The organism is Pantoea phyllosphaerae, from assembly GCF_051025595.1.
Taxonomy (GTDB): domain Bacteria; phylum Pseudomonadota; class Gammaproteobacteria; order Enterobacterales; family Enterobacteriaceae; genus Pantoea.
Map to the genome: position 1 here is coordinate 50472 of NZ_JBPFDE010000004.1, position 16525 is coordinate 66996.

Annotated in this window: 17 protein-coding genes; 9 read left to right on the forward strand and 8 right to left on the reverse strand. The window is 59.4% G+C overall.

Features of this window, described 5'->3' with window-relative positions:
- The first annotated feature begins 7 nt into the window (after nt 1-7).
- Nucleotides 8-958, forward strand: coding sequence for an ATP-grasp fold amidoligase family protein (locus ACR6A7_RS07265; RefSeq protein ID WP_434124171.1), 951 nt, complete (start codon nt 8-10; stop codon nt 956-958).
- A gap of 240 nt (nt 959-1198) precedes the next feature.
- Here the strand turns inward: ACR6A7_RS07265 and ACR6A7_RS07270 are convergent, their stop codons facing one another.
- Together ACR6A7_RS07270 and soxS are read right to left on the reverse strand one after the other, a co-directional pair.
- Nucleotides 1199-1480, reverse strand: coding sequence for a YjcB family protein (locus tag ACR6A7_RS07270; RefSeq protein WP_434124172.1), 282 nt, complete (start codon nt 1478-1480; stop codon nt 1199-1201).
- A 261-nt stretch (nt 1481-1741) separates the two neighbouring features.
- Nucleotides 1742-2167 carry a superoxide response transcriptional regulator SoxS gene (gene soxS / locus ACR6A7_RS07275; RefSeq protein WP_033749167.1) on the reverse strand — a complete coding sequence of 142 codons (426 nt, stop codon included), beginning with the start codon at nt 2165-2167 and terminating at the stop codon, nt 1742-1744.
- Nucleotides 2168-2250: 83 nt separating this feature from the next.
- Here soxS and soxR point away from each other — a divergent pair, with 83 nt between their 5' ends.
- From soxR to ACR6A7_RS07295, 4 genes are all read left to right on the forward strand, one after another.
- Entirely contained in the window at nt 2251-2736 is a 486-nt protein-coding gene (soxR, locus tag ACR6A7_RS07280) for a redox-sensitive transcriptional activator SoxR (RefSeq protein WP_434124173.1), read from the forward strand.
- A 47-nt stretch (nt 2737-2783) separates the two neighbouring features.
- Complete coding sequence (locus ACR6A7_RS07285; protein ID WP_434124174.1) at nt 2784-3449, forward strand: glutathione S-transferase family protein; 666 nt, start codon at nt 2784-2786, stop codon at nt 3447-3449.
- A 309-nt stretch (nt 3450-3758) separates the two neighbouring features.
- Nucleotides 3759-5108, forward strand: a complete 1350-nt coding sequence (locus tag ACR6A7_RS07290) for an NCS2 family permease (protein WP_434124175.1) — start codon at nt 3759-3761, stop codon at nt 5106-5108.
- A 149-nt stretch (nt 5109-5257) separates the two neighbouring features.
- A complete protein-coding gene (locus ACR6A7_RS07295) occupies nt 5258-6907 on the forward strand; it encodes a Na+/H+ antiporter (protein WP_434124176.1) in 1650 nt (549 codons plus the stop codon).
- 14 nt (nt 6908-6921) lie between these two features.
- Here the strand turns inward: ACR6A7_RS07295 and ACR6A7_RS07300 are convergent, their stop codons facing one another.
- Nucleotides 6922-7824 (reverse strand): LysR family transcriptional regulator, encoded by a 903-nt coding sequence (locus ACR6A7_RS07300; RefSeq protein WP_434124177.1) that lies wholly within the window; start codon nt 7822-7824, stop codon nt 6922-6924.
- Nucleotides 7825-7927: 103 nt separating this feature from the next.
- On the opposite strand from ACR6A7_RS07300, the gene ACR6A7_RS07305 reads away from it, so the two are divergent.
- The 3 genes from ACR6A7_RS07305 (at nt 7928) to ACR6A7_RS07315 (ending at nt 9704) form a co-directional block, all read left to right on the forward strand.
- The gene (locus ACR6A7_RS07305; protein WP_434124178.1) at nt 7928-8353 is read left to right on the forward strand and encodes a CidA/LrgA family protein; all 426 of its coding nucleotides are present in this window, start codon (nt 7928-7930) and stop codon (nt 8351-8353) included.
- Nucleotides 8346-9041, forward strand: coding sequence for an LrgB family protein (locus tag ACR6A7_RS07310; protein WP_434124179.1), 696 nt, complete (start codon nt 8346-8348; stop codon nt 9039-9041). The genes ACR6A7_RS07305 and ACR6A7_RS07310 overlap by 8 nt, the downstream gene beginning before the upstream one ends.
- 117 nt (nt 9042-9158) lie before the next feature.
- On the forward strand, nt 9159-9704 hold the full coding sequence (locus tag ACR6A7_RS07315) for a YfaZ family outer membrane protein (protein ID WP_434124180.1): 546 nt from the start codon (nt 9159-9161) through the stop codon (nt 9702-9704).
- 54 nt (nt 9705-9758) lie between these two features.
- Here the strand turns inward: ACR6A7_RS07315 and ACR6A7_RS07320 are convergent, their stop codons facing one another.
- The 5 genes from ACR6A7_RS07320 to acs form a co-directional block, all read right to left on the reverse strand.
- Nucleotides 9759-10061 (reverse strand): type II toxin-antitoxin system RelE/ParE family toxin, encoded by a 303-nt coding sequence (locus ACR6A7_RS07320; protein WP_434124181.1) that lies wholly within the window; start codon nt 10059-10061, stop codon nt 9759-9761.
- Nucleotides 10061-10315, reverse strand: coding sequence for a type II toxin-antitoxin system Phd/YefM family antitoxin (locus tag ACR6A7_RS07325; RefSeq protein WP_434124182.1), 255 nt, complete (start codon nt 10313-10315; stop codon nt 10061-10063). The genes ACR6A7_RS07320 and ACR6A7_RS07325 overlap by 1 nt, the downstream gene beginning before the upstream one ends.
- A 101-nt stretch (nt 10316-10416) precedes the next feature.
- A complete protein-coding gene (locus tag ACR6A7_RS07330; RefSeq protein ID WP_434124183.1) occupies nt 10417-12066 on the reverse strand; it encodes a cation acetate symporter in 1650 nt (549 codons plus the stop codon).
- Nucleotides 12063-12392 carry a DUF485 domain-containing protein gene (locus ACR6A7_RS07335; protein WP_434124184.1) on the reverse strand — a complete coding sequence of 110 codons (330 nt, stop codon included), beginning with the start codon at nt 12390-12392 and terminating at the stop codon, nt 12063-12065. Before ACR6A7_RS07335 ends, ACR6A7_RS07330 begins: the two co-directional genes overlap by 4 nt.
- Before the next feature lie 144 nt (nt 12393-12536).
- Entirely contained in the window at nt 12537-14492 is a 1956-nt protein-coding gene (acs, locus tag ACR6A7_RS07340) for an acetate--CoA ligase (protein WP_434124185.1), read from the reverse strand.
- Nucleotides 14493-15042: 550 nt separating this feature from the next.
- Between acs and gltP the strand changes: the two genes are divergently transcribed.
- On the forward strand, nt 15043-16344 hold the full coding sequence (gene gltP, locus ACR6A7_RS07345; protein WP_033749181.1) for a glutamate/aspartate:proton symporter GltP: 1302 nt from the start codon (nt 15043-15045) through the stop codon (nt 16342-16344).
- Nucleotides 16345-16525: the final 181 nt, after the last annotated feature.

The following is a 16525-nucleotide window of genomic DNA, read 5'->3' on the forward strand; positions in this document are numbered from 1 at the left end:
GTCAGATATGTTTAAGTTGAAAGATGAACTCAGAAGAAGTGTGCAGTACTTCATTAAGAAGATGCCCTGGGCATACCAGGACCGCATTTACTACTTCCACAAGTTCAAAAAATTGCCCAACTTGCGTCAACCTAAGGTCTTCAACGAAAAGGTGCTGTATCGCAAGTTCGTCTATGGCGACTACCAGATTTACGGCCGCCTTTCAGATAAGTATTCGGTGCGTGACTATATCGCCGAGAAGATTGGCAACGAGTATCTGATTCCGCTGGTGCATGAGTCGACCGATCCCGCGTCGTTAAACAGCCTGCAATGCTGGAAGGGCACGGTAATCAAGCCGAACCACGCTTCCAACATGGTAGAGATCCTGCTGGAAGAGCCGGATGCGCTGCGCAAGCAGCAGATTATCAACAGCTGTTATAAGTGGCTGAAGACCGATTTTGCCAACGAGGCGCGCGAGATCCACTATCGCTATATCAAGCCGCGTATTCTGGTCGAGAAGTATATCGGCGACGGCAAAACGGCGCCGATTGATTACAAGTTCCATATGTTCAACAAGCGCGACGGCCGCTTTGAATATGTGCTGCAGGTGATCTACAACCGCTGCCAGCCGCAGCTCTCGATGAATTTTTACGTCAACAATCTGACCGAAGCGTTCCACAAGATTCGCGATACCGGCCTGGATGTAACGAAAATCGCTGACTCGCTGCAGCACGCGCTCGATCTGAGCAAAAAGCTGGCGAGCGATTTCGACTATGTGCGTGTGGACTGGTATATCCACGAAGATCATATCTACTTCGGCGAGCTGACCTTTACGCCGGGCGCAGGTCTGGTGACGGGACTGGATCGTGGGCTTAATCAGATGATGGGAGATATGTGGATTCAGGATCGCCGCGGCACGCAGATACCGGGCGTTTCGGTGCAGGACGTGAACATCCCTGCGCTGTTGAAGAAAGTTTGAGTCACACAGCAAAATAAAAAACCCCGCGCTGCGGGGTTTTTTATTACAGACGGCTAACGAAGCCAAAACGAAGCTGGCATGGGCCGAAGAGCAAAGCGTCCCGCGCCATGGAAGGCGCGGGCCGAGCGAGCATGGATGCGTTAAGCGACTTTGCGATCGGGCCATGCCAGCTTCGTCAGCTCTGTGTAATCACAGCAAAATAAAAAACCCCGCGCTGCGGGGTTTTTTATTGGCTAACGATTAAGGCATTGGCCAGTCGGGCGGGGTCTGGCTCATCACCTGAATAAAGGTATCCTTAGTCACCAGCATAAAGTGATGCACGTTTTCCATGCTCAGCGAGATGCCCAGCAGCCCCATCACGAACCAGCAGGTCATCCCGAGACCGACGCCGCCGCACATAAACGCCATCACGTGATGGCTGCTCTGGCGGAATTTAATTTTAAGGGTGCTGGCAAAAAACATCATGATTGCGCTGAGCAGTTCCCAGCGCATGACAATCAAGCTGGTGGTTAGGGTCGCCATCGACTTAAGCCTCTGAATCTAAGTGATTATCCCTGACGGTTACCGGACATCACTGGCGACGAAAAGCGTGGTCAGGGAAAGGCTTTTCGCCGTCATAAAGGGTGTAATGTGTGAGCTGGGTCACATTATATCACCAGATTTGATTTTTTGAACAAACTTTGTACCTGGTATGGTAGAAAGTTTTTATCGCAATGTTGGCGGTGACATGAGGCTATCAGGCGAGGAAAACGGCAAGGTGCGCCCGCTAAGGGCGCCTGGGGCTTAGCGAACCGGGCAGCATTCCCCGGTGGTGCGCTGGGTATAGCTTGCCGCAGGTTCGCTGCAGTCGAAGCTCAGCATGCGTGGACGCTGAATCGCCTGGCGACGCATAAAGTGGCGATAGGCGGTTGGCGTCTGCGAAAACTGACGGCGGAAAACGCGGGAAAAGGTCTGCTGTGAGTCATAGCCATACTGCATCGCGATATCAAATACCGGACGCTGCGTCTGGCGCAGCGCTTCCGCCGCCAGCGTCAGGCGACGTTCACGAATATAGCCACCCAGCGTCTGTTTCGTCACGGTACGGAACATACGCTGCAGGTGCCATTTTGAGTAGCCAGACCTGGCCGCCACTTCATCGATCGACAGCGTCTTATCCAGGTTTTGGTCGATCCAGCGCGTCAGGGAGTGAATGATCTCTTCTTGCATCATAATCTCGTCCTTTAGTTCTGAGGGATTCGTTATTTGACGGAGGCGAGTATAATTCCTCAAGTTAACTTGAGGTAAAGAGCCAGATGAAAAAAGATCGCAACTACCCGAAACCGGTTCTGACACCGGGCGAAGTCGCGCGCCGCAGCGGCGTGGCGGTCTCCGCACTGCACTTTTATGAGAGCAAAGGGCTGATCTCCAGCACGCGCAACGGCGGCAACCAGCGCCGCTACAGCCGTGACGTGCTGCGGCGCGTCGCCATTATCAAAATCGCTCAGCGCATCGGCATTCCGCTCGCCACCGTCAGCGATAGCCTGATGCATATACCCGCCAACAAGCGCATGTCGACCCACGAATGGGATGCCCTGACGCAGCACTGGCGCGAGGAGCTGGATAAGCGCATTGAAACCCTGACGCGCCTGCGCAACGACCTCGACGGCTGCATCGGCTGCGGCTGCCTGTCGATGCGCGACTGTCCGCTGCGCAACCCTGGCGACCGGCTGGCGCAGCAGGGTTCCGGCGCGGTGCTGCTCGATCCGGAGCAGGATGAGAAAGGCGAGCCGCCGCGCTAAAGAGGATGAGCGCTATACTTGCCTGACATTCATAACAGGAATTCACTATGATTACCGTCCACCACCTTGAGCAGTCGCGCTCGCACCGCGTGCTGTGGCTGCTGGAAGAGCTGGAAGTGCCTTACCAAATCAAACGCTATCAGCGCGAGGCATCAATGCTGGCGCCGGAGGCGCTGAAAAAGGTCCATCCGCTCGGCAAGTCGCCGGTCATTACCGACGGCAACCAGGTGGTGGCTGAATCAGGCGCCATCCTTTCTTATCTGGAAGGCAAATATGACAGCGAACAGCGACTCACCTCTCTCGACGAGCAGGCGCGTCTGCAGGCGAATTACTGGCTGCACTACGCCGAAGGATCGCTAATGCCGCTGCTGGTGATGAAGCTGATCTTCGGCCGCCTCGGCAAGGCGCCGGTGCCCTGGCTGCTGCGTCCGGCGGGCGCGGCGCTGGGCAAGGGTATGCAGAAGGCCTGGCTTGATAAGCAGCTGGAGCCGCACCGTCAGATGATCGAGCACCATCTGGCCGCTCAGCCCTGGTTCGCCGGCAAGCGCTTCAGCATTGCCGATATTCAGATGAGTTTTCCTTTGCTGGCGCTGCAGTCGCGCGGCGGCCTGGAAGATATGCCCGCCACGGCGGCCTGGCTTGAAAGCGCACAGCAGCGCGCCGCCTGGCAGCGCGCCGTTCAGCAGGGCGGCGAGGTAATACCCGGCGGCTAAACGGCAAAAAAGCCCGCAACATCAGCAAGTAACGCGGCGACGTCCCTGATGCCGACGCCGCACCCACCTTCAGCCACACTTTACACACCCTTTTGTATCCTGAATTAAGGCAAGGAAGCAGTTGAAAATCGGCTGCCAAACGCCGGATAATCCTCTGCCTTTTATCTCTCCGCATAGCGGAGAGTTATCCGCCGCGAAGTAAACGTTTGCCTGCCGTCTGGCGCGCCATTGCGCCGGATTGATAACCAGGGATTTTGCAGGCAGCGACGCAGGGCGTTTCACACAACAAAAAATTCTTGAGGCTCAACTATGTCATACGAATCACGCTCGTCCGCTGGCAAGCTGGACGCCTGGTTCTCTGTTTCTGCACGCGGCAGCAGCGTCCGGCAGGAAATTCTGGCGGGACTGACCACCTTCCTGGCGATGGTCTACTCGGTGATTGTGGTGCCCGGCATGCTGGGCAAAGCGGGCTTTTCGCCTGCGGCGGTCTTCGTCGCCACCTGTCTGGTCGCCAGCGTCGGTTCTATCGTGATGGGAGTGTGGGCTAACCTGCCACTGGCCATCGGCTGCGCCATCTCGCTCACCGCCTTTACCGCCTTTAGCCTGGTACTTGGCCAGCATATCAGCGTGCCGGTGGCACTCGGCGCGGTCTTCCTGATGGGGCTGCTGTTTACCTTTATCTCCGTGAGCGGCATCCGCGCCTGGATCTTGCGCAATCTGCCGATGGGCGTGGCGCACGGCACCGGGGTGGGCATCGGCCTGTTTCTGCTGCTGATCGCCGCCGACGGTATCGGGCTGGTGGTGAAGAACCCCGCGCCCGGCATGCCGGTGGCGCTGGGCCACTTCACCTCGTTTCCGGTGATGATGTCGCTGCTGGGGCTGGCGGCGATTGTCGGGCTGGAGAAGCGCCGGGTGCCAGGCGGCATTCTGCTCACCATCATTGCCATCTCGATTCTCGGGCTGATCTTCGATCCAGCAGTGAAGTTTCAGGGGCTGTTCGCCTTGCCCAGCCTGCGCGACAGCCAGGGCGAGTCGCTGCTGTTCAGCCTGGATATTATGGGCGCGCTACAGCCGGTAGTGCTGCCGAGCGTGCTGGCGCTGGTGATGACGGCGGTATTCGACGCCACCGGCACTATCCGCGCGGTGGCGGGGCAGGCGAACCTGCTGGATGAGAAGGGCCAGATCATCAACGGCGGACGCGCCCTGACCACCGACTCGGTCAGCAGCCTCTTTGCTGGCCTGGTCGGCGCGTCGCCTGCGGCGGTCTATATCGAATCCGCGGCCGGCACGGCGGCGGGCGGCAAGACCGGTCTGACGGCGATTGTGGTCGGCCTGCTGTTCCTGGTCATTCTGTTTATGTCGCCGCTCGCTTATCTGGTGCCCGCCTACGCCACCGCGCCCGCGCTGATGTATGTCGGCCTGCTGATGCTGAGCAACATAGCAAAAATCGACTTTGGCGATTTCGTTGATGCGATGTCTGGTTTGGTTACGGCAGTATTTATCGTGCTGACCTGCAATATCGTCACCGGCATCATGCTTGGTTTCGCTACGCTGGTGGTCGGCCGCCTGTTCGCGGGCGAGTGGCGCAGGCTGAACGTGGGCACCGTCGTCATCGCGGCCGCGCTGGTGGTTTTCTATGCCGGAGGCTGGGCGATCTAGTTGTAAACGCGGGCGGGGCCAGCCTCGTCCGTTACATTCTCCTGATTTTTGCCCCACCGCACGTGTGACGTGTCACTCTCTGCGCACTTTGCTTTACACTTTAGCGCTCACAACATTTTTTCTGACTTTACGATTCGCCTAAGGAAAGCATGGAAATCTTCTTCACTATTCTCATTATGACGCTGGTGGTGTCGCTCTCCGGGGTGGCCGCGCGCATCTTGCCGTTCCAGATCCCGCTGCCGCTGGTGCAGATCCTCGCCGGCGCGCTGCTCGCCTGGCCGACCTTCGGCCTGCATGTCGATTTCGACCCGGAACTCTTCCTGGTGCTGTTTATTCCGCCGCTGCTGTTTGCCGACGGCTGGAAGACGCCAATCAGCGAGTTCCTGCATCATGGACGGGAAATTATCGGCCTGGCGCTGGTGCTGGTGCTGATTACCGTGGTCGGCATTGGCTACCTCATCTACTGGACGGTGCCGGGCATTCCGCTGATTCCTGCCTTCGCGCTGGCGGCGGTGCTGTCGCCCACGGACGCCGTGGCGCTCTCCGGCATCGTCGGCGAGGGGCGCATTCCGAAGAAAATCATGTCGATCGTGCAGGGCGAGGCGCTGATGAACGACGCCTCCGGCCTGGTCTCGCTGAAGTTCGCCGTTGCGGTGGCGATGGGCACCATGGTCTTTACCTGGGGCGGCGCCAGCGTCGAGTTCCTCAAAGTCGCGATCGGCGGCCTGATTGCGGGCGTGGCGGTCTGCTGGCTCTACGGTAAATCGCTGCGCCTGCTGAGCCGCTGGAGCGGCGACGATCCGGCGACGCAAACCGTGCTGCTGCTGCTGCTGCCGTTCGCCTCCTACCTGATTGCGGAACATCTCGGCGTTTCCGGCATCCTGGCGGCGGTTGCGGCAGGCATGACCATTACCCGCTCCGGCATTATCCGTCGCGCGCCGCTGGCGATGCGCCTGCGCGCCAACAGCGTCTGGCAGATGCTGGAATTCGTCTTCAACGGCATGGTGTTCCTGATGCTCGGCCTGCAGCTGCCGGACATTATCGGCACCTCCATCGACGCCGCCAACGCCGATCCCAACGTCGAGCTCTGGATGCTGTTTACCGACATTATCCTGGTCTACGGCGCGCTGATGGTGGTGCGCTTCGGCTGGCTCTGGATTATGCAGCGTCTCAGCAAGCGCGTGCTGAAGAAGAAGCCGATGGAGTTCGCCAACTACTCGCTGCGTGAACTGCTGATCGCCACTTTTGCCGGCGTGCGCGGCGCCATTACCCTGGCGGGCGTGCTCTCTATCCCGCTGTTCCTGACCTCCGGCGAGCCGTTCCCGGCACGCTATGAGCTGGTCTTTATCGCGACCGGCGTGATCCTGTTTTCGCTGCTGGTGGGTGTGGTGCTGCTGCCGCTGCTGCTGCGCGGCGTGGACGGCATTGATAAAGCCGGACACCGCCGCGAGCTGCAGAATGCCCGTGCGGTGATGGCGAGCGTGGCGATTGAAAGCCTGCATAAAATGGAAGAGCGGCTGGAGAACAGCAGCGAAGAGAATATCGATCCTGAGCTGCTGAAAGAGGTCAGCCTGCGCGTTATCGGCAATCTGCGCCGCCGCGCCGACGGCAAAAGCGATCTGGAGCAGGCGCTGTTCGCCGAGAACCTGGAGCGTCGCTTCCGCCTGACCGCGCTGCGTGCCGAGCGCGCCGAGGTCTATCACCTGCGCGCAACCCAGCAGATCTCCGATGAGAGCATGCAGCGGCTGCTGCGCGATCTCGACCTGCTGGAAGCGGTGCTGATCGAAAAAGAAGAGTAGGCCCCGCGCCGCGCCTAGACCGACAGGCGCGGCGCCTCATCCGGCCAGTGCTCGCGGCAGCAGGCGATCCACGCCTGCGCGCTGCGCGACAGATAGCTCCCCTCCCGCCAGATCAGTCCCAGACTCCACATCAGCTCCGACTCCAGCGGCAGCCACAGCAGCGACTGCTTATCCAGCCGCTGACAGATCGGCTCCGGCAGGATCGCCAGCCCCATCTCCGCCTGCACCATCGCCGCCAGAAAATCCCACTGTCCGCTGCGCACCGCGATATGCGGCGTGATGCCCAGGCGCTGGAACGCCTTCATCAGCTGGCGGTTCAGCGAGAACTCCTCGTTGAAAATCAGCAGCGGATGCGCCGCCAGCTCCGTCAGCGCGATATGGCTGCGGTTAAGCCAGGCGGCCTGGCGCGGCACCAGCACGCAGAGCGGATGGTGCATCAGGGGCAGCGTGTTCAGCGGCAGATCGGGATCGACAGGCAGCGCGGTCAGGGCAATATCCAGGCTGCCCGCCAGCACCGCCTGCTGCACCGTGAGGCCGCCAAATTCGGAGATGTTCAGGGTGACGCCAGGATAGCGGCGGCGAAACGCCGAGATCGAGCCGGCGATCTGCATGCCGACCATCGGCGGGATGCCGAGGCGCAGCTCGCCAGTTTTCAGCTGGTTAATGTCGCCGATCTCCGCCTCAAGCTGGTGGAATTCTTGCAGAATCGCCAGCCCGCGCTGGTAGACCGCCTGGCCGCTGTCGGTCAGATGCAGCTTGCGGCCGTCGCGCAGCAGCAGCGTGCAGCCCAGCTCCTCTTCGAGCTGGCGCAGCATTTTGCTGATGGTGGGCTGCGTCACATAGAGCTTCTGCGCGGCGCGGGTAAAACTCTGCTGGCGCACCACCTCGATGAAGTAGCGTAACGCACGGACGTCCATAACTATTCCCTTTTGGCATGATTGGAATAATTTTAATTCATTTTTTTCACCTTCTGTTGCGGATTTATACTAAGCGCCGAATCTGATGAGGGGAGAAAAGAGAATGGCGCTAGCGCTCAGTCCGCAGCCTGTGGGCAGGCTGCAACGACTCTGGCTGCCGCTGCAGCTGCTGCTGTATATCGGCATGTTTATCGCCTGCGATCGTCTGGTGAGCTGGCTGCACCTGCCGCTGCCCGCCAACATCGTCGGCATGCTGCTGCTGCTGGCCCTGATTGTCACGCGCGTGCTGCCGCTGCGCTGGGTCAGGGCGGGCTCGCGCTGGCTGCTGGCCGAAATGCTGCTGTTCTTTATTCCGGCGGTGGTGGCGGTGGTGAACTATGGCGACCTGCTGCGCGTCGACGGCTGGCGCATCTGCGTGGTGATTGCGCTCAGCACCGTACTGGTGCTCGCCTCCACCGCGCTGGTGGTCGATCGTCTCTACCGCTATGAAGTGGCGCGCGCGGCGCGCAGGGAACAGCGCGATGCGTGATGTTATCCTGAGCCTGCTCTGTCTGGCGGTCACGCTGCTGATCTACTTTCTCAACAAGCGTCTCTATCGCCGCTGGCGCACGCTGCTGCTGATGCCGCTGGTGGCGACGCCGGTGCTGCTGGTGGCGCTGCTGCTGCTGACGCACGTCTCCTGGCAGGACTATATCGCCGAAAGCCACTGGCTGCTCTGGCTGCTTGGCCCGGCAACGCTGGCTTTCGCCGTGCCGGTGTATGAAAACATGGCGATTATTCGCCGTCACTGGCTCTCGCTGAGCGCCGGGGTACTGACCGCCACGCTGGTGGCGGTGTGCAGTTCGGTGTGGCTGGCGCGCCTGCTGACGCTGCCTGAGTCGATCCAGCGCAGCCTGGCGGTGCGCTCCATTACCACGCCTTTCGCGCTGGCGGCGGCAAAGCCCATCGGCGGCCAGCCCGATCTGGTGGCGCTGTTTGTGGTGATCACCGGCGTGTTCGGCATGGCGATCGGCGACGTGCTGTTTCTGCGCATCGCGATTAAGCAGGGCGTGGCGAAAGGGGCGGGCTTTGGCGCGGCGTCGCACGGGGCCGGCACGGCGCGCGCCTGGCAGCTCGGCGAGCAGGAGGGCGTGGTCGCCAGCCTGGTGATGATGCTTTCCGGCGTCGTAACGGTGGTGCTGGCGCCGCTTATCGGCCGCCTGATGTGGGCCGCCTGACCACAAATTTGTCGATCGACATGTCTGTTTACGTAAAGGTTGCCAAATAGAGTTGTCAGAGGATTTCAGGCTGTTACCCTTTGCGCCGAAATCATTGTCCTTTCACGGAGTGGAATCATGTTTAAGCAACTTATTACCGGGAGCGCACTGGGTCTGGTACTGCTGAGCGGCGCGGCGCAGGCTATCGAAGGCAGCGTGGATGTCGGCGAGCACAACACTAATCTGAACCTCGGCCTGGGCACCACCTCGCCCGGCCTGTTCCTTAAAGGCAACTGGCTGCGCAGCGATCACGACGGCAGCACCTACGGCCTGGGTCTGGGTTACAACGTCGATATCGGCGGACTGCGTCTGGCGCCGACCGCCAAGACCATTTTCACCCATCCGGAAGATGGTAAAGATGGCTTTGCCGTGGCGCTGGGCGGCGGCGCGCAGTACAGCTTCAACAGCATGTGGGGCCTGTACGGCGAGTACTACTACGCGCCAGAAGGTCTGACCGACCATCTCGACAGCTACCAGGAAGCCGCTGGCGGCCTGAGCTTCACGCCGATTTCGCTGCTGAACCTGCGCGTGGGCTATCAGTATATCGAGCTGAACAACAAAGGCGGTCGTAAAGACAACGTGCTGGTGGACGGCCCGTACGTCGGCGCTTCGCTGCGTTTCTAATCAGCGTAATAAACATGTTTGAGCCGGTTGCTTGCGCGACCGGCTTTTTTATTGTCAGGGCTGACGCTTTTTCACCGCTTTTGGCAGACGCGACTGATGAATAATCGCGATGACCTGAATGCCCTCGGGCACCCGAAGAAAATAGAGGTAATGACTTTCGTACGGCCAGTAAAAGACGCCTGGCCAGGCCTCATTGCTGATGTCGATGCCGACCTGATGGCTGGCGAGCATTTGCATCGTCACACGCATGCCCTGCAAATACGCCTGAGTGATGACAGCTCCCCATCGCGTTAATGAATGGGCTTTGACCTCTTTTAAATCTTCCTTCGCTTCATCCGTAAGCCTGAACTGTCCCATTACAGATCCTTCATCAGCTCCTCAAAGACAGCCTCACCGTCGTGCAATTGACCGTTTTCCGCCTGAGCGATAGCGTGCGCCAGTTTAGCCCGCAGGCTTTCTAGCTTAAATTGCTCAAAGGCTTCGTAATCTTCAGCTGGCAGGCAGACAAAGGCGGCGCGGCCATTTTTAGTGATAATAACGGCCTCGTGCTGCGCTTTGTTCATCAGCTCGCCAAAACGCGTTTTTGCCTGGTTAGCGGTAAAACTCAGCATGGTGATTCCTTAATCGTGCGAATCGTGCGATTCGCACTTATTTTAGCCTCTCTGCTGAGAAAAACGCCAGCGTCTGTTCACGCTGGCGGGAAAGAGATGACTTAGTGCGACTTGCCCTGCGAGATGCCGATACCGGTCTGCGAGCGGATAAACTGCGCCCGGAAGCGGCCGCGCTCCTGCGCGCCCTGCGGCGAATGGTCGGTAACGGAGAAGAGCCAGGTGCCGACAAAGGCGACGATCATTGAGAAGAGCGCCGGATACTCATAGGGATAAACCGGGGATGCGTGGCCCAGCACCTGCACCCAGACCGTCGGGCCGAGGATCATCAGCACCACCGCTGTGATCAGCCCAAGCCAGCCGCCGATCATCGCGCCGCGCGTGGTCAGCTTCGACCAGTACATCGACAGCAGGATGATCGGAAAGTTACAGCTGGCGGCGATAGAGAAGGCCAGACCGACCATAAAGGCGATGTTCTGCTTCTCAAACAGGATGCCCAGCGCAATCGCCACCACGCCCAGTACCAGGACGGTAATCTTCGACACGCGCAGCTCTTCGCGCTCGGTCGCCTGGCCTTTGCGAATGACGCTGGCGTAAAGGTCGTGCGAGACCGCCGACGCGCCCGCCAGCGTCAGCCCGGCAACCACCGCCAGGATGGTGGCGAAGGCCACGGCGGAGATAAAGCCGAGGAAGGTGCTGCCGCCTACCGCGTTCGCCAGATGCACCGCCGCCATGTTGGTGCCGCCGATCAGCGCGCCGCTGGCGTCTTTGAAGGCGGGGTTCGCCCCGACCAGCAGAATCGCCCCGAAGCCGATAATAAACGTGAGGAAGTAGAAGTAACCCATAAAGCCGGTGGCCCAGAAAACGCTTTTACGCGCCTCGCGCGCGTCCGCCACGGTGAAGAAGCGCATCAGTATATGCGGCAACCCGGCGGTGCCGAACATCAGCCCCAGCCCGAGCGAGAGCGCGGAAATCGGATCCTTCACCAGCCCGCCCGGCTGCATGATGGCCGCGCCTTTCGGGTGCACCGCCATCGCCTGGGTAAAGAGATTATTAAAGCTGAAACCGGTCGCCTTCATCACCATGATCGCCATAAAAGAGGCGCCGAACAGCAGCAGCACCGCTTTGATAATCTGCACCCAGGTGGTCGCCAGCATGCCGCCGAACAGCACGTAGAGCACCATCAAAATCCCCACCAGCACCACGGCGATATGGTAGTCGAGGCCGAACAGCAGCTGGATCAGCTTGCCCGCGCCCACCATCTGCGCAATCAGGTAGAGCGCCACCACCACCAGCGAGCCGCAGGCAGAGAGGGTGCGAATCGGCTTCTGCTGCAGGCGATAAGAGGCGACGTCGGCGAAGGTGTAGCGGCCCAGGTTGCGCAGGCGCTCGGCGATTAGAAACAGGATCATCGGCCAGCCTACCAGGAAGCCGAGCGAGTAGATCAGCCCGTCGTAGCCGGAGGTGTAAACCAGCGCGGAGATACCGAGAAAGGAGGCGGCGGACATAAAGTCGCCCGCCATCGCCAGCCCATTCTGGAAGCCGGTAATATTGCCGCCGGCGGTATAGTAGTCGTTGCGCGAGCGGGTGCGCTTCGACGCCCAGTACGTAATGCCCAGCGTGGCGGCGACGAACACCACGAACATGCCGATCGCCTGATAGTTGGTGGCCTGCTGCTGCACCGCGCCGGTCAGGGCGTCCGCCAGCGCAGAGGCGGGCAGCAGCGCCAGCAGCCAGAGAGAAAGACGCTTCATGGTTTTACCTCGCTGAGGATCTGCTTCGTCAGGCGATCGAACTCGCCGTTGGCGCGCCAGACGTAAACGCCGGTCAGCACAAAAGAAATCACAATCAGGCCCACGCCGATGGGAATGCCGCGCGTCACGCTGGTGCCGTCATGCAGCGGCGTGCCGAGCCAGCCGGGCGCGAAGGCGATCAGCAAAATAAAACCGACGTAGAGCACCAGCATAATCAGCGACAGCAGCAGGGCGAATCGCTGACGCTTCTGCACCAGCTCCTGAAAGTGCGGATGACGCTCAATTCGTTGATTGAGCGCCTCCTGCGTGGAAAGGGCGTCGTTCATCACAGTTTCTCCAGAGGTTATGCAGGCGGCAGCCTCACGCTGCTGCGCGAGAAAGGCCTGGTCAGATATTGTTATGTGACTTCAGAAACACACTGCGTAAGGAAAGGGCGGCGGGAAGAAGAGACTTCCCGCCGGTAAGACGGTTTACGGCATACGGAGCGCCTGCTTCTCCTCCAGCAGTTTATCCACGACGCCCGGATCGGCCAGCGTTGAGGTATCGCCCAGATTGCTGGTGTCGCCCGCGGCGATCTTGCGCAGAATGCGGCGCATAATCTTGCCGGAGCGGGTTTTCGGCAGCGAGTCGGTCCAGTGGAGGATATCGGGCGTGGCGATGGCGCCGATCTCTTTCCGCACCCAGCTGCGCACCTCGGTATAAAGCTCCGGCGACGGCTCTTCACCATGGTTCAGCGTGATATAGGCGTAGATCGCCTGGCCTTTAATGCTGTGCGGAATGCCCACCACCGCCGCTTCGGCGATTTTGGGATGCGCCACGAGCGCAGACTCGATCTCGGCGGTGCCGAGACGGTGGCCGGAGACGTTGAGCACGTCGTCGACGCGGCCGGTGATCCAGTAGTAGCCATCTTCGTCGCGGCGCGCGCCGTCGCCGCTGAAATAGCAATTTTTGAAGGTAGAGAAGTAGGTCTGCTCAAAGCGGTCATGATCGCCGTACAACGTACGCGCCTGGCCCGGCCAGGAGTCGGTGATCACCAGATTGCCTTCCGCCGCGCCCTCCTGCGGATTGCCTTCGTTATCTACCAGCGCAGGCTGCACGCCGAAGAAAGGTTTGGTCGCGGAGCCCGCTTTCAGCTCGATGGCACCCGGCAGCGGCGCGATCATAAAGCCGCCGGTTTCGGTCTGCCACCAGGTATCGACAATCGGGCAGCGGCCGTCGCCAATCTTGTTGTAGTACCACTCCCAGGCTTCCGGGTTAATGGGTTCGCCCACCGAGCCCATAATACGCAGGCTCTTGCGGCTGGTGCCCGCAATCGCCTTGTCGCCTTCCGCCATCAGGGCGCGGATCGCCGTCGGCGCGGTGTAGAGCAGGGTCACATTGTGTTTATCCACCACCTCCGCCATGCGGCTCGGTTTCGGCCAGTTCGGCACGCCCTCGAACATCAGCGTGGTGGCGCCGCACGCCAGCGGCCCGTAGAGCAGATAGCTGTGACCGGTGACCCAGCCGACGTCGGCGGTACACCAGTAGATATCTTCCGGGTGATAATCGAAAACATATTTGAAGGTGGTCGCCGCATAAACCAGGTAGCCGCCGGTGGTGTGCAGCACCCCTTTCGGCTTGCCGGTAGAGCCAGAGGTATAAAGGATAAACAGCGGATCTTCCGCCTGCATCTCGGCAGGGGCGTGCTGCTCGCTCGCTTTATCCATTAACTCGGACCACCAGAGGTCGCGGCCATCCTGCCAGTCGATCGACCCGCCGGTGCGCTTCAGCACTACCACATTTTTCACGCTGGTGACGGCAGGGTTTTTCAGCGCGTCGTCGACATTTTTCTTCAGTGGGATAGGGCGTCCAGCGCGCACGCCTTCATCTGCGGTAATCACCAGTTTCGCGCTGGAGTCCACCACGCGGCCCGCCACGGCATCTGGCGAAAAACCGCCAAATATCACCGAGTGCACCGCGCCGATGCGCGCGCAGGCGAGCATCGCCACCGCCGCTTCGGGCACCATTGGCATATAGATCGCCACCACGTCGCCTTTTTTTACCCCCAGCGACAGCAGCACGTTGGCGAAGCGGCATACCTGGTTATGCAGCTGACGAAAGGTCAGGGTCTTGCTTTCGCTGGCATCATCGCCTTCCCAGATAATGGCGGGACGATCGCCGCGCTTTTCCAGGTGGCGATCGAGGCAGTTGGCCGCCAGATTGAGCGTGCCGTCCTCATACCAGCGAATAGAAATGTTGCCCGGCGCGAAAGAGCTGTTTTTCACTTTGCTATAGGGCTTGATCCAGTCAAGTATTTTCCCCTGTTCGCCCCAGAATGCATCCGGGTCACTGACGGAGTGCTGATACATCGTCTGATACTGCTCGGCAGTGATCAGGGCGTTCGCGGCAATGTCGGCAGGTATCGGGTGTTTATATTGTTGGCTCATGGCGGATCTCCTTGAAGATGTTAATAATATGTCAATCAAAGGTTAAGTGAAGCCTGAGCCAGTGCTTTGTTTCTTTTTTGCGCCTTAGATCACGACAGCGCGCGCCCCACCTGCAATCGCTTGCAAAATCGTCGAACAAACGGCGCCATCTGCTCTTATCGGTGGCGAAAAAGAGAGCAAACGCACCCGTTGCCTTTTTGCGCAGCGCTGCATAGCTATGCGGTGAATCGGGTAACTATTACTTTTTAGAACAGCAGGTTAGAGTTTTTATAACTAAACAGCATTTTATGCTATAAGAGTGGCTAATCTTTAATCGAACACGCCAGGGGTTGCATTTACCACAGTGAAAATGGTACTTATCTCGCCCCTGCTCAGCAGGACTCAACCAGACGGCGTCTGAAAAAAGTACGGGAATTTTCGCATTTTCGTCGAGGACGCTGTCCTCAATAACCCTCTAATTTACCGGGCTTTTGCTCACTTCCCTGTGTGTATCCTTCTCTGCACCTTCGCAGCGTAGCAATAGGGGTTTTGACTGAGGAAATAACGCGTTATGAAAGGTTTTAAAATAAGCCTGGCCTGGCAGATTCTGATTGCGCTGGTGCTCGGCATCGTTGTCGGTTCAGTGCTGCATAATCAGCCAGACGATCGTGAATGGTTAATCACCAACATTCTCAGCCCGGCGGGCGATATCTTTATTCATCTGATCAAGATGATCGTTGTGCCTATCGTGATTTCATCGCTGATTGTCGGCATCGCCGGCGTGGGCGATGCCAAAAAACTGGGACGAATCGGCGTCAAAACCATCGTCTATTTCGAAGTGATCACCACCCTTGCCATTGTGGTCGGCATTACGCTGGCTAACGTGTTTCAACCCGGCACCGGCATTGATATGTCAACGCTGGCAACGGTGGACATCTCTAAGTATGAAGCCACGACCGAAGCGGTGCAGAACGGGCCTCACAGCCTGGTCGCCACTATTCTGTCGCTGATCCCGCAGAATATCTTCGCCTCGCTGGTGAAGGGCGACATGCTGCCGATTATCTTCTTCTCGGTGCTGTTCGGCATGGGCCTGTCGGCGCTGCCGTCGGAGCAGCGCGATCCGCTGGTTAACATCTTCCGCAGCGTGTCGGAAACCATGTTTAAAGTGACGCACATGATTATGCGTTACGCGCCGGTGGGCGTCTTCGCGCTGATCGCCGTGACCATCGCCAACTTCGGCTTCACCTCGCTGTGGCCGCTGGCGAAGCTGGTACTGCTGGTTTACGCCGCGATTCTCTTCTTCGCGTTTGTGATCCTCGGCGGCGTGGCGCGTTTCTGTAAGCTGCGCATCACCACCCTGATGCGCATCCTGAAAGATGAGCTCATCCTCTCTTACTCAACCTCCAGCTCGGAAACCGTGCTGCCGCGCATCATGCAGAAGATGGAGGCCTACGGCGCACCGAAGGCGATCACCAGCTTCGTGGTACCGACCGGCTACTCCTTTAACCTTGACGGCTCAACGCTCTATCAGAGCATCGCCGCCATCTTTATTGCGCAGCTTTACGGCATCGACCTGTCGCTGACCGACGAAATCATCCTGGTGCTGACGCTGATGGTGACCTCCAAGGGCATCGCAGGCGTGCCTGGCGTGTCATTCGTGGTGCTGCTGGCGACGCTGGGCAGCGTCGGCATTCCGCTGGAAGGCCTGGCCTTTATCGCGGGCGTCGACCGCATCATGGATATGGCGCGCACCGCGCTTAACGTCATCGGCAACGCGCTGGCGGTGCTGGTTATCGCCCGCTGGGAGAACCAGTTCGACGCCGAGCAGGCGAAGGCCTACGAGCTGAAGCTGCGCGCGCAAACGGCCAGCTAACGTTTCTTACAGGCGACTCCTCTTGCAAACAAGAGGATAAGACGGCCCGAAGAGCAAAGCGTCCCGCAACAAGGATGTTGCGGGCCGAGCTGCCAGGGATGGCGCTTTTTGCGTCTTTGCGATCGGGCCGTCTTATCCGCGCAGGCTCCGGCTTTCCAGGCAACATCGGGCCATGTAACAG

What these genes read in the sequence shown, in the direction of transcription:
- ACR6A7_RS07330 (WP_434124183.1), bottom strand. Translation starts at nt 12,066, where the DNA reads ATGAAGCGTCTTTCTCTCTGGCTGCTGGCGCTGCTGCCCGCCTCTGCG.
- ACR6A7_RS07300 (WP_434124177.1), bottom strand. Translation starts at nt 7,824, where the DNA reads ATGGACGTCCGTGCGTTACGCTACTTCATCGAGGTGGTGCGCCAGCAG.
- soxS (WP_033749167.1), bottom strand. Translation starts at nt 2,167, where the DNA reads ATGATGCAAGAAGAGATCATTCACTCCCTGACGCGCTGGATCGACCAA.
- soxR (WP_434124173.1), top strand. Translation starts at nt 2,251, where the DNA reads ATGAAAAAAGATCGCAACTACCCGAAACCGGTTCTGACACCGGGCGAA.
- ACR6A7_RS07290 (WP_434124175.1), top strand. Translation starts at nt 3,759, where the DNA reads ATGTCATACGAATCACGCTCGTCCGCTGGCAAGCTGGACGCCTGGTTC.
- ACR6A7_RS07320 (WP_434124181.1), bottom strand. Translation starts at nt 10,061, where the DNA reads ATGGGACAGTTCAGGCTTACGGATGAAGCGAAGGAAGATTTAAAAGAG.
- ACR6A7_RS07305 (WP_434124178.1), top strand. Translation starts at nt 7,928, where the DNA reads ATGGCGCTAGCGCTCAGTCCGCAGCCTGTGGGCAGGCTGCAACGACTC.
- ACR6A7_RS07295 (WP_434124176.1), top strand. Translation starts at nt 5,258, where the DNA reads ATGGAAATCTTCTTCACTATTCTCATTATGACGCTGGTGGTGTCGCTC.
- ACR6A7_RS07265 (WP_434124171.1), top strand. Translation starts at nt 8, where the DNA reads ATGTTTAAGTTGAAAGATGAACTCAGAAGAAGTGTGCAGTACTTCATT.
- ACR6A7_RS07335 (WP_434124184.1), bottom strand. Translation starts at nt 12,392, where the DNA reads ATGAACGACGCCCTTTCCACGCAGGAGGCGCTCAATCAACGAATTGAG.
- ACR6A7_RS07315 (WP_434124180.1), top strand. Translation starts at nt 9,159, where the DNA reads ATGTTTAAGCAACTTATTACCGGGAGCGCACTGGGTCTGGTACTGCTG.
- ACR6A7_RS07310 (WP_434124179.1), top strand. Translation starts at nt 8,346, where the DNA reads ATGCGTGATGTTATCCTGAGCCTGCTCTGTCTGGCGGTCACGCTGCTG.
- ACR6A7_RS07270 (WP_434124172.1), bottom strand. Translation starts at nt 1,480, where the DNA reads ATGGCGACCCTAACCACCAGCTTGATTGTCATGCGCTGGGAACTGCTC.
- ACR6A7_RS07285 (WP_434124174.1), top strand. Translation starts at nt 2,784, where the DNA reads ATGATTACCGTCCACCACCTTGAGCAGTCGCGCTCGCACCGCGTGCTG.
- gltP (WP_033749181.1), top strand. Translation starts at nt 15,043, where the DNA reads ATGAAAGGTTTTAAAATAAGCCTGGCCTGGCAGATTCTGATTGCGCTG.
- ACR6A7_RS07325 (WP_434124182.1), bottom strand. Translation starts at nt 10,315, where the DNA reads ATGCTGAGTTTTACCGCTAACCAGGCAAAAACGCGTTTTGGCGAGCTG.
- acs (WP_434124185.1), bottom strand. Translation starts at nt 14,492, where the DNA reads ATGAGCCAACAATATAAACACCCGATACCTGCCGACATTGCCGCGAAC.